This window comes from Streptomyces sp. NPDC007901 (assembly GCF_042959465.1).
Taxonomy (GTDB): Bacteria; Actinomycetota; Actinomycetes; order Streptomycetales; family Streptomycetaceae; genus Streptomyces.
On sequence record NZ_JBIBKW010000007.1, the window covers coordinates 392,853 to 402,186 of the forward strand.

At 70.5% G+C, this 9,334-nt stretch carries 16 protein-coding genes; all 16 read right to left on the reverse strand.

All coding sequences use genetic code 11. The features are described from left to right. Positions 1-128 precede the first annotated feature (128 nt). On the reverse strand, positions 129-329 hold the full coding sequence (locus ACFZDK_RS24745; RefSeq protein WP_390975656.1) for a hypothetical protein: 201 nt from the start codon (positions 327-329) through the stop codon (positions 129-131). A gap of 188 nt (positions 330-517) precedes the next feature. Next, positions 518-991: a hypothetical protein gene (locus ACFZDK_RS24750; protein WP_390975658.1), complete on the reverse strand. Its 474-nt coding sequence runs from the start codon at positions 989-991 to the stop codon at positions 518-520. 76 nt (positions 992-1,067) lie between these two features. Then, complete coding sequence (locus ACFZDK_RS24755) at positions 1,068-3,182, reverse strand: FtsK/SpoIIIE domain-containing protein (protein ID WP_390975660.1); 2,115 nt, start codon at positions 3,180-3,182, stop codon at positions 1,068-1,070. Between the two features lie 85 nt (positions 3,183-3,267). After that, positions 3,268-3,453 (reverse strand): hypothetical protein, encoded by a 186-nt coding sequence (locus tag ACFZDK_RS24760; protein ID WP_390975662.1) that lies wholly within the window; start codon positions 3,451-3,453, stop codon positions 3,268-3,270. Then, on the reverse strand, positions 3,453-3,650 hold the full coding sequence (locus ACFZDK_RS24765; protein ID WP_390975663.1) for a hypothetical protein: 198 nt from the start codon (positions 3,648-3,650) through the stop codon (positions 3,453-3,455). The genes ACFZDK_RS24760 and ACFZDK_RS24765 overlap by 1 nt, the downstream gene beginning before the upstream one ends. A 17-nt stretch (positions 3,651-3,667) precedes the next feature. Continuing rightward, on the reverse strand, positions 3,668-3,982 hold the full coding sequence (locus ACFZDK_RS24770) for a hypothetical protein (protein WP_390975665.1): 315 nt from the start codon (positions 3,980-3,982) through the stop codon (positions 3,668-3,670). Beyond that, positions 3,979-4,149 (reverse strand): hypothetical protein, encoded by a 171-nt coding sequence (locus ACFZDK_RS24775; RefSeq protein WP_390975667.1) that lies wholly within the window; start codon positions 4,147-4,149, stop codon positions 3,979-3,981. The genes ACFZDK_RS24770 and ACFZDK_RS24775 overlap by 4 nt, the downstream gene beginning before the upstream one ends. Next, positions 4,146-4,865 (reverse strand): helix-turn-helix domain-containing protein, encoded by a 720-nt coding sequence (locus ACFZDK_RS24780; RefSeq protein WP_390975668.1) that lies wholly within the window; start codon positions 4,863-4,865, stop codon positions 4,146-4,148. Before ACFZDK_RS24780 ends, ACFZDK_RS24775 begins: the two co-directional genes overlap by 4 nt. Continuing rightward, on the reverse strand, positions 4,862-5,248 hold the full coding sequence (locus tag ACFZDK_RS24785; protein WP_390975670.1) for a DUF6907 domain-containing protein: 387 nt from the start codon (positions 5,246-5,248) through the stop codon (positions 4,862-4,864). Before ACFZDK_RS24785 ends, ACFZDK_RS24780 begins: the two co-directional genes overlap by 4 nt. Continuing rightward, the gene (locus ACFZDK_RS24790) at positions 5,245-5,424 is read right to left on the reverse strand and encodes a hypothetical protein (protein ID WP_390975672.1); all 180 of its coding nucleotides are present in this window, start codon (positions 5,422-5,424) and stop codon (positions 5,245-5,247) included. The genes ACFZDK_RS24785 and ACFZDK_RS24790 overlap by 4 nt, the downstream gene beginning before the upstream one ends. Next, positions 5,421-5,579, reverse strand: coding sequence for a hypothetical protein (locus ACFZDK_RS24795; protein WP_390975674.1), 159 nt, complete (start codon positions 5,577-5,579; stop codon positions 5,421-5,423). The genes ACFZDK_RS24790 and ACFZDK_RS24795 overlap by 4 nt, the downstream gene beginning before the upstream one ends. Before the next feature lie 103 nt (positions 5,580-5,682). Further along, positions 5,683-5,925 (reverse strand): hypothetical protein, encoded by a 243-nt coding sequence (locus ACFZDK_RS24800; protein ID WP_390975675.1) that lies wholly within the window; start codon positions 5,923-5,925, stop codon positions 5,683-5,685. Positions 5,926-5,966: 41 nt separating this feature from the next. After that, positions 5,967-6,596, reverse strand: a complete 630-nt coding sequence (locus tag ACFZDK_RS24805; RefSeq protein ID WP_390975677.1) for a hypothetical protein — start codon at positions 6,594-6,596, stop codon at positions 5,967-5,969. After that, positions 6,593-6,799, reverse strand: coding sequence for a hypothetical protein (locus ACFZDK_RS24810; RefSeq protein ID WP_390975679.1), 207 nt, complete (start codon positions 6,797-6,799; stop codon positions 6,593-6,595). The genes ACFZDK_RS24805 and ACFZDK_RS24810 overlap by 4 nt, the downstream gene beginning before the upstream one ends. After that, on the reverse strand, positions 6,796-7,554 hold the full coding sequence (locus ACFZDK_RS24815) for a hypothetical protein (protein ID WP_390975681.1): 759 nt from the start codon (positions 7,552-7,554) through the stop codon (positions 6,796-6,798). The genes ACFZDK_RS24810 and ACFZDK_RS24815 overlap by 4 nt, the downstream gene beginning before the upstream one ends. 11 nt (positions 7,555-7,565) lie before the next feature. Continuing rightward, the gene (locus ACFZDK_RS24820) at positions 7,566-9,170 is read right to left on the reverse strand and encodes a DEAD/DEAH box helicase family protein (protein WP_390975683.1); all 1,605 of its coding nucleotides are present in this window, start codon (positions 9,168-9,170) and stop codon (positions 7,566-7,568) included. Positions 9,171-9,334 lie beyond the last annotated feature (164 nt).

The following is a 9,334-nucleotide window of genomic DNA, read 5'->3' on the forward strand; positions in this document are numbered from 1 at the left end:
CCTCCTTGGCGGCTGGCACGACGAAGCCCCGGCGGGTGAGCGGCCTGCCGGGGCTTCGTGTGCGTCTGTGGTGCCTGTGTGGGGGCACAGTTGTACACCGAGATCGTTACACGCTGTCTGACCTGCGGTCAAGCGGCTGCGCGTTGGCGGCGTTCGGCGGCGAGCGCGTTGACCTCTGCGGCGGGATACCAGGGCTGGCGGGGTGTGCCGCCGGAGCGGTGCAGCTGGCCGCGCCTGACCATCTGCCGGATGGTCCCGAGGCCGACTTCGAGGATCTGCGCGGCCTGGTGGGCGGTGTAGTGGCCGGGGCGGTAGGTCAGCGACTCCATGACCCCATGATGCGGCAGCGATGTCGGCCGCGAAGGGTACCCAGATCGTGAGTACCCCTGGTTTTCAGGCGATCGCCTGAGAGGTCGAAACCCGAAACTTCGCAGGTGGGGACCGATATCGGGGGCGAAACCGGTTTCGGATCAAGGTGAAACCACGGGCTTGATCCGAAACCGGTCCGGCGGCCCATCTAGCGGAACGAGCGCTCCATCGCGGCGATCCTCTGGAGGGCTTCGGCGCGGCGCTTCTCCGCCTCGGCGGCCTCCTGGTCCGTCCACTGCGCTGGATGCTTACGCACCCACGCCTCGATCACGTCCCGGACTTGTGCGTACTCCACATGGACGGGCTGGCCCAGCTCGCCGTATGGCTGGTGCCCGGCGGCGCAGTAGGTACAGCTGTCCCCACCGCACGCGATGGTGCGGCCAGTGCGGCGCCAGTAGTGACGACCGGGCGTCGGGTATGCCGGGTCTCGGCGGGAGATGACGAGCTCCTGTTCCTCCAGGCGCCGGACAGCCCGTCTGAGGCTCACCGTCTGAGACCGACTCGGCTGCTGTGTGTCGTAGACGGCGGCGGTCAGTTGGCTGATCGGCAGACCGTCATACGGGGGCGCTCCGGCGACCGCTTCAAGGATGGCGCGCTCGATGCGTCCGTGGCCTCTACTCATGATTTAAGTGTTGCATCGCTCCGGCAGCCCTGCAAGCGATGCAACACTTAAGGTGCCGGAGTCAGTCCGGACAGCCCTACTCAGCGTCCTCGTCGGTCGGCAGGTCGGTGTAGCGCAGCCCCTTGGCGCCCCCGCAGCACTCCCGGATGGTGATCTGCTTGGTGGAGATCTTGAAGGGTTTCAGGGCGGCGCTGAGCGCAGTGGACGCGGCGGCCGTGTCCATCTCGGTCCACGGCTTGTACAGGTCGTGCCGCAGGCGGGCGAGGGCCTCGACGAGCCGGTGGGAGTGCATGGACTCGACTCCGTCCGGCCAGACGGCTCGCAGGTGGTCGACGACGGTCTCGACGTCCTGCTCCTCGACCTGGGCGCCGACGGACTGCCCGGACAGGGTGCCGGCGGCGATGCGGAGGGCGAGGGCGCGCTTGGCGATGTCCTCGGCTTCGGTCTGCTTGATGAACGCGGCCCGCACGGTGATGCCTTCGCGGCTGCGGGCGAGGATGCCGGTGCCCTGCTCGTCGATGCTGATGTCGGTGGCGCGCAGGCCGCGGTCGTAGGCGCCGGTCCCGAGGACGTTGTTGTTGGCCCGCCAGTCCATGACGGCAAGGCACAGGCGGGTACCGACCGAGCTGGAGACGCTGCTCGGCAGGGACGGGGCGTCGGGGTTCTGGGTGAGCAGGATGAGGATGATGCCGTAGGCGCGGCCCTTTTTGATGAGGCGGGTGGCCAGGGCGGCGGCCTCGTCCTTGTAGTCGTCGTGGGTGAACAGCTCTTGGACCTCGTCGATGACGATGACGCGCGGGCCCAGGTTCTGCTCGGGGTACTTCTCGGCGAGCGCCCGGGTGACCTTGCGGCCTTCGGGGACCTCGCTGGACGGCAGGGAGCGGATGAACTCGGCGCGGCGCTGGTACTCGGCGATCCCGGAGCGCATGCCGCCGAGGGCGGCCTCCAGGTCGGGCTCGTCGTCGCCGGAGACGTACCGGTGGCAGATGGGCCGGACGGAGTCGAGGTCGCCGCTGCCCTTGAGTTCGTAGATCCACAGTTCGGCGGTGGCGTCGAGGGCGACACCGAGGACGATGGCGAGCGCGCACGAGGTCTTGCCGGATCCGGGGATGCCGCCGACCAGCAGGTTGGAGTACATGAGGGTGATCTCGACGAGGTTGCCGCGCGGGTCGAAGCCGTAGGGGAGCGGCTGGTAGACGTCGGCCTGGCCGGACTTCATGAGGGGCCACAGCTTGCGGCCGGCCTTGGCGGGGTCGCGCTGGGCGACCCACAGGACCAGGCGGCCGGGGTGGGCGGTGCGGTCGCCTTCGAGCCACACGGTGCTGATGGGGCGGCGCATGGCGGCGGCGAGCGCGGCCCGCTTCTCCAGGACGGCGGTGGCCTCGATGCCGGGCGGGAGGTCGACCTCGGCGCGCCAGCCGGGGCCGTCGCGCATGACCTCGGAGGCGAACTCGACGCCTTTGCGGCCCTTCTTGCCTTCGATGCCGATCGCGGCGAGCGCGTCGAACACTTCGGTGGAGTCGAGGCGGCGCAGCACGTTCTTGGCGACGTAGCGGGTGACCAGCGGCTTGTCGCCCTTCTTCCCGGCGGTGCCGGTGAGGGCTGCGGCGGCGACGGCGGCCGCCATGGTCCAGCCGGGCACGAGGAATGCGGCGGTGAGGGTGGTGATGCCGGTGGTGGTGGCGACGACCAGAGAGGCGATGCGGCGCGGCCGGACGCGACGGGAGTGCTCGCGGGACAGCGCCAGCCACGCCTCGATGTCCGCGGTGGCAGCGGCCTTGGCTTCGACTGGGCGGGCCTCGGTGTCGGCAACCCACTTGCCCCAGCGGACGACTAGGCGGGCGGCGCCGCGCGGGGAGCGGAGCAGCAGGCGGCCGAGGTAGACGGGGGCGCGCAGGGTGTGGAAGCCGGTGACGTGTCCGTAGTAGGACGCGGCCCAGCGGACGGTGTCCTTGAAGACGTCCCAGCGGCGCAGGGCCGCCGGTACGACGGGCGGGGCGTCCGCGAGGTAGGCCTGCCGTTCGGCAACCCAGGTGCCGGGCTCCGGTGCCGGGGTGGGCGGGTCGACGGGGCGGGGCTCTGCGTCGTGGATGACGTCGATGATGGTCTCGGTCAGGACGCTGCGGGTGTCCTCGGTGTCCGGGGTGTCCTGGCTCGCGTCCTTGTGGAGTTGGACGACGTTGTTCGTCATGCTGGCGGTGTCCTGCCTCTTGCTGGGGTGCGGACGGCCCGGGGACGGCGGCTGCTTGGCGGTAGGACGCCGTCCCCGGGGTGAGCTACTTGCCCTTGGCGATGCGCTTTCGGGCCTGGTCGTAGATGGCTTCGACGCGGCGGTCTGCAGCCGGAGTGCGGGTGGTGCGGGTACGCAGGACGCGCCAGGCGCCCTTGGCGTCCGCGCGCAGGACGGCCCGCTTCTCGGCCCTGGTGAGGTCGTCCCAGGTGATGTCGTCGGTCTTGGCCATCAGTCCTCCTTGGTGGTCTGCGGGAGCAGGTTGGCGATGCCGGCGTGGGCCTGGGCGACGAGGGCCCACAGGGAGCCGGCGGCGGCCAGGTCGGCGGCGTTGCCGCTCTTCTCGGCGGCGGCCTGCGCCTGGCGGGCAAGGCCGGCGGCCCGGGTGGCGGCGGCATTGGCCATGGTCAGACGGTGTTCGCGGGTCATGTCGGATCCCCCTTGGGTCAGCGGTTGTTGAGGTCGCGCCACATCGAGCGCAGGACGAGCAGGCAGACGGTGGCGCAGACCGCGCCGACGGCGACGGCGACCGCGAGGACCGCGGCGGCCATGGCCAGGAAGGACAGAGCGACGGCGCCGCCGATGCCAGCTGCCATGTAGAGGCCGACCGGGCGCCGCGCCGGCTGCTGGACGGGCGACGGCGCGGCCGGGGGCTGCGCCTGCTGGGTGGCGAGGACGGCGGCCACGATCCGGACGACGTCGGTGTTGTCGGCGGCCTCGGCGACCGCGGCCTCGGCCTTCTTCAGGGCGTCGTCGGTCACCGCGCCCACCTCCGGATCCGCTGGACGGCGGACCGGGCGAGGACACCGGCAGCGACGGCGAGGACGGCGGCCGGGGCGAGCGCGGACACCATGCTGGTGGCGAGCGAGAGCGCGGCCGGCCACTGGGCGAGGGCGCCGAGGGCGGCGCCGAACAGGATCGCCTTCATACCGGCACCCCTACCTGGAACTTGGGCAGCTGGTCGGGGTGGAAGAGGTTGCGTCCGGTGGCGTCCTTGGAGTGGACGGGGATGCGTCCTGCGGCGACCCAGTTGCGGACGGTGGAGGGCTTGATGCCGTAGTGGTCGGCGACGTCGTTGGCGGTCATCAGGGGTGGCTCGGGCGGTGGTCCGTCCTCGGCGTCCTGCTGCGTCCCGGGCGGGAGTTCGGGCGTCCTGTCGCCGTCCTGGGCGTCCTCGCGTTCTAGGGTCACGGTGGGCCTCGGTGGGGCAACGAGGGGCAGCAGCCTGGTTCCGGCGGGCACCACCTCGGGCCTGGGCGGGACGCTCGGGACGGCCGGGGACGGCACCGCGTCCTCGGTGTCCTGCGCATCCCGAGGTGCGTCCGGCGCGGTGCCGAGGGAGTGGATCCTCCACAGCACCAGCGGTGCGATGGCGGAGACGGCGACGACGAGCGGCACGTTCACCGGGAGCAGGCCGGCGGTCACCAGGTGGCTGGCGGCGTTGACGCCGATCATCGCGACGACCGCGGTGAGGACTTCCCGGCCGGTGCGCAGGGCGCGGACGGTGTACAGGTCGAGGGCGCCGGGGACGGCGGCGGCCACCCAGGTGTTGAAGCCGACCGCGAGCGCCAGCTCGTACTCGGCGGACGCGGTGGCGACCAGGGCGGCGATGAGCGCACCCCACTTGAGGACGTCGTTGTTCACGCGGTGCCTCCGTCGAGGATCCGGGCGAGCTGGCGGCCGAGGGCGCGCAGCTTCGCGGCCGCGTCGACAAGGGAGTCGGCGAGTTCCTCGATGCCCTCGGGGTCGCAGCCTCCGGCGTAGTCACCGGCCTCGACGTACAGCTCGACCGTGGTGGGGGCGAGCTCGGCGTAGGGGGACTGGGCGAGCATGACCTTGAGGAGAGCGTCGCCGTTCGGGGCCTCGAGGACGTGCTCTTCGCCGTAGTGGGTGACGTCGGGCTTGAACTGGGCGCGGGCCTCGTCGGAGTCGAGGTCGGGGTGGCCGGCGCACCAATCGGGCTCGTCGATCTCCAGGGTGCGGACGGTGAGAATGCCGACCTGGACGGTGCGGGGTTCGGGGGTCACTCAGTCACCGCCTGGTCGACCATCTCGATCAGGCCTTCGACGACGGCCTCCAGTCGGCCGATGCGGCGGGCCATCTCGACGTCGCTCATGTACCCGACGTCGGTGGCGTCGGTGACTGCGGCACGGGCGCGCTCGACCGTCCTCCGGTCGAGGTCGTTCATCTGGAAGCGGCTCATCGGGCACCCGCCTTGCGGATGGTGCCCGTGACGCGGGGGCCGGTGGCGTCGAGGGTGAGGACGCGGCCGGTGGCCCGGCGGATGAAGCCGGCCGCGACGAGGCGGCGGGTCGGGGAACTTGCGGGCGCGCCGGGGCGCGCGGAAAGATCGGTCATGCCGACTCCTGCTGTGATCAGGATGTTCGGTAGAGGGTCGGGCGGCGCGCGCGCCTCCCTGGTGCTCCAACACCGGGGAGAGCTGTCGTCCGGCCCTCGCGGTCTATTCGGTTGTGGTGCCGCCGGTGTCGGCGGACTTCTTGCGCTGGTACTTCTTGATCGCCTTGTCGACGGCGGTCCAGCTGACGCCGAGATCGCGGGCGACGTTGGCGATGTTGCCGAGGTCGCCCACTCCTTCGAGCAGCGCCTCGGCCCGTCGGTCGGCGGAGTCGGAGGCGAGTTGGTTGAGCTGCTCCAACAGCTCGTCCTCGTCGCGGATCCGTTCCCGCCAGGGCTTCGGGTCCATCCCCACCAAGGTATCCAACCCGGGGGTTGGATGCAAGGAGATCACGCGACCTCCTTCGGCTGGTAGTGGGCGAGCAGCGCCCAGTCCTGGGCGGTGCTGTAGACGCAGTGGCACCAGTCGCACACCAGCCGGGTCTGCCCCGGCAGCTGGCGGATCACCGCGCCGCACACCACACCCGAGGTGTCGATGGACACGCACTGCCCGATCCGCCGGCCGCGCTCCGGCAGGGCACCGACGATCGACAGCGCGGCGCCCTCCAACTCCTTGACCTCGCGGGCCAGGTCGCCGGCGGGCGGGTAGCTGGCGGCGATCCACTCCAGGTTCATGCTGAGCGAGCGCGAGGCGACGAGCACGCGGCGTTCGACGCCGCCCTCGACGGCCGGTTCGCCCCAGCCGCGCTCCCGCTGGACGTCTGACCGCCAGCCCTCCAGGACCAGGGCGATCCCGCCGTACCGCAGATCCATGACCGCCTCGTCGACGGGCAGGGACGGTTCCACAATTGTGGAAGAGACGCGCTCGGCGCTGCCCCGGACAGCTGGGGTGAGGAACCCGGCCAGCGCCGCGTAGATCTTGGGCATCCGCTCCAGCCGCTCCGCCAGGGCGAGCGTGTCCCCCGGGCAGAGGTAGCCGTCCTCGAGGGCGCTCTCGCACAGGCCGCAGGACGCGGTCACCGTCGTACTCCCGTCCGCTGCTGGAGCCGGTACAGGCGGAAGCTGGAGAAGAACAGGTCGCCGGCCGCACGGTGACGGGCGACCGCGGATTCGCTACGGGCCCGGCGTTCGTCCCGGCGGGACCAGTAGATGTGTAGCAGGCTCGTCAGCTCGGAGCCGAGGGCGACGCCGTAGAGGAGCATCAGGATCTCGTCCATGGTCATGCTGCGAGTCCTTCCAGGGTGGGCCACTGGCAGCCGTCGAGGCCGCGGCGATGGGTGTCGGGGACGACGGTGAGGGGCCAGCCGAGGTGGTGCAGGCCCATCGCGAGGAGGACGTAGGCGTCGGCCTGGTCGTAGCGGCCAGGTCCGTCGCAGTCGAGGCCGTACCGGGTGCGTACCGCGTCGCGGACGGCACCCTTGGATCCTGAGCCCTTCCCGGTGGCGTACAGGGCCCGGCAGGACGGCGGTACGACCGCGTAGGGGATGCCACGGCGCCAGCAGGCATGCCGGACCATGACGCGGAGCCCGGCGAGGTCCTCGTGCCGGTGGGCGACACCGCCGCCGAACGACGGGCCTTCGATGACGACCAGGTCGGCGCCGGCGATGTGTTCGGTGATCCGCTCGACGATGAACGCCAGCCGTGCGTGGCCGCGTACACCGGTGCGCGGGCGGATCGTGTCCGTCCAGCCCTCGCCCGCCACTCCGGTGCAGGTGAGGCTGACGTCGAGGCCGATCACCTTGGGAACCGTTGCCTTCTGAGCAACGACTGGCGTCTGGTCGCCGAGCATCTCCGGGCGGACGGCGCCGCCGATGGACGTCCACAGGACTTGGGCCTGGGCGCTGGTGAAGTCGCGACGGTGGGCTTGGTCTTCGAGCTCGGCGTAGGTGAGACCGAGCTGGGCGAGGGAGGTGCGGACCGCGGCATGGAACTCGGCCTCGGTCACCTCGGTGACGATGTCGTCGGGGTCGTTCTGCACGGTGTTTCCCTTCACGCCGCGACGGCCGGGTTGTAGCTGCGCAGGGCGAGCCCCGTCTCGTGGATGTCCATCAGGTCTGAGACGTCACCTGCTGTGCTGCCGGGCGGAATCGGCACCCGCTTGTAGCGGCACCAGGCCCGCTGTTTCGCGCTCGGCTGCCTGCTCCGGTACTGGGCCGCGCGATCCAGGTACGACGGCTGCACCAGGCGCCGGGCCTGGTCTTCCGTCCAGCGCATCGTCTCCGTGAGCGGGGCTTCCAGGTCCGGGCTCGGCGGGCGGACGCCCACGCCGGAGTCCCAGCGGCGCACGCGGTAGACGCCCGGCTTGCTGCCCCGGACGAGGAACAGAAACATCCGCGGGGTGAGCGGCACGAACCACACGCCGTCGTCGGTCTGGAGCCAGCGCACCGGGGATTCGTGGAAGAGGTTGACGTCCTCCCACTCGACGCTGCCGATCGGCGCATGGAGGTCTTCTTCGTCGGCCGCTTCCCGCAGGGACTGGCCCTCCTTGGCCTTGGACAGCTTCCTGCCGGTGAGGTCGACGATGGACGCGAGCTTGTGCCGGGTGGAGGCACCCATCACGTCCAAGAGGAGCGCGTCCTTCTTGCCCTCCCACAGGCGCAGCGCGCGCCCGGCCATCTGGCAGTACAGGCCTGCCGACTTGGTGGGCCGGGCGATGACCGCGCACGACGTCCACGGGGCGTCGAAGCCTTCGGTCAAAACCATGCAATTCGTCAAGACCTGGACGTCGCCCGCCTCGTACCACTTGAGTGCGGTCTGCCGGGCCTCCTTCGGCATGTCGCCCCAGATCGTGGTGGCCGCGATACCGACGTCGTTGAGGGCGTCGGCCATGGACTGCGCGGTCGCCACGGTCGGCGTGAAGACGACGCCGGCTCGGTCGGAGGCGAACTCCTTGTACGCGTCGGCCACCACCTCGGCGGCGCCGGAGTCGTCAAGGGCCTGGCCGAGCTGGCCGTCGGCGAGGTCGCCATTGCGGGTCTTGACCTTGTCGAGGTTGAGGCCGTCGACGACGACGCGCTTGCCGCGGACGTCAACGAGGTAGCCGTCGCGGATCATGTCCAGGATGTCGAGGGTGAAGACGACCTCTTCCCAGACTTCGGCGAGTCCGCCGTTCTGACGGGTCATGGTCGCGGTGAAGCCGGCGACCGGGATTCCACGCCAGGCACCGAAATGTTCGAGGACGTCGAGATAGGTGCGGGCGGCGGCGTGGTGGCATTCGTCGACGATGATCACGCCGATGTCCTGGATGGCGTTGCGGCGGCGTTCGACGGCGAGGGTCTGGATGGAGGCGACGACGACGTCGACGTCGTGGTGGTCGTTGTGTTGGGCCTTGACGATGCCCACTCGGAGGTCGGGGCGGACTGCGCGGATCTTGTCGGCGGCCTGGGTGAGGAGTTCTTCGCGGTGGGCGATGACCAGGGCGCGGTGGCCGTCGAGTTGGGCGAGCATCTGGCTGACGAGGTTGGCGAACACCACGGTTTTGCCCGCGCCGGTTGGCAGGACGACGGCGAGCCGGTTGTTCTCGCCTGCTGCCCAGCCTGCGGTGAGTGCCTGGATGGCCTTGGTCTGGTAGGGGCGTGGGGTGAATTCAGGCATGGGTCACCTCGGCTCGGACGGTGAGGGGGAGAAGGGCCAGGCCTGTTACGTGGCGCGTAACGCCTGCGTAACGCCCTGCGTAACGGCTTTTTGGGCCTCTGACCTGCTGTTCTTTCTTCTTCTCTTTCTTTGTTACGTAGTTACGTAGAACACGCATGTACGTG

Excerpts from the sequence above, each read along its gene's own strand:
- ACFZDK_RS24750 (WP_390975658.1), bottom strand. The coding sequence starts at position 991 with ATGAGTAGAGGCCACGGACGCATCGAGCGCGCCATCCTTGAAGCGGTC.
- ACFZDK_RS24795 (WP_390975674.1), bottom strand. The coding sequence starts at position 5,579 with ATGACCGATCTTTCCGCGCGCCCCGGCGCGCCCGCAAGTTCCCCGACC.
- ACFZDK_RS24745 (WP_390975656.1), bottom strand. The coding sequence starts at position 329 with ATGGAGTCGCTGACCTACCGCCCCGGCCACTACACCGCCCACCAGGCC.
- ACFZDK_RS24755 (WP_390975660.1), bottom strand. The coding sequence starts at position 3,182 with ATGACGAACAACGTCGTCCAACTCCACAAGGACGCGAGCCAGGACACC.
- ACFZDK_RS24790 (WP_390975672.1), bottom strand. The coding sequence starts at position 5,424 with ATGAGCCGCTTCCAGATGAACGACCTCGACCGGAGGACGGTCGAGCGC.
- ACFZDK_RS24820 (WP_390975683.1), bottom strand. The coding sequence starts at position 9,170 with ATGCCTGAATTCACCCCACGCCCCTACCAGACCAAGGCCATCCAGGCA.
- ACFZDK_RS24810 (WP_390975679.1), bottom strand. The coding sequence starts at position 6,799 with ATGACCATGGACGAGATCCTGATGCTCCTCTACGGCGTCGCCCTCGGC.
- ACFZDK_RS24765 (WP_390975663.1), bottom strand. The coding sequence starts at position 3,650 with ATGACCCGCGAACACCGTCTGACCATGGCCAATGCCGCCGCCACCCGG.
- ACFZDK_RS24775 (WP_390975667.1), bottom strand. The coding sequence starts at position 4,149 with ATGAAGGCGATCCTGTTCGGCGCCGCCCTCGGCGCCCTCGCCCAGTGG.
- ACFZDK_RS24760 (WP_390975662.1), bottom strand. The coding sequence starts at position 3,453 with ATGGCCAAGACCGACGACATCACCTGGGACGACCTCACCAGGGCCGAG.
- ACFZDK_RS24800 (WP_390975675.1), bottom strand. The coding sequence starts at position 5,925 with ATGGACCCGAAGCCCTGGCGGGAACGGATCCGCGACGAGGACGAGCTG.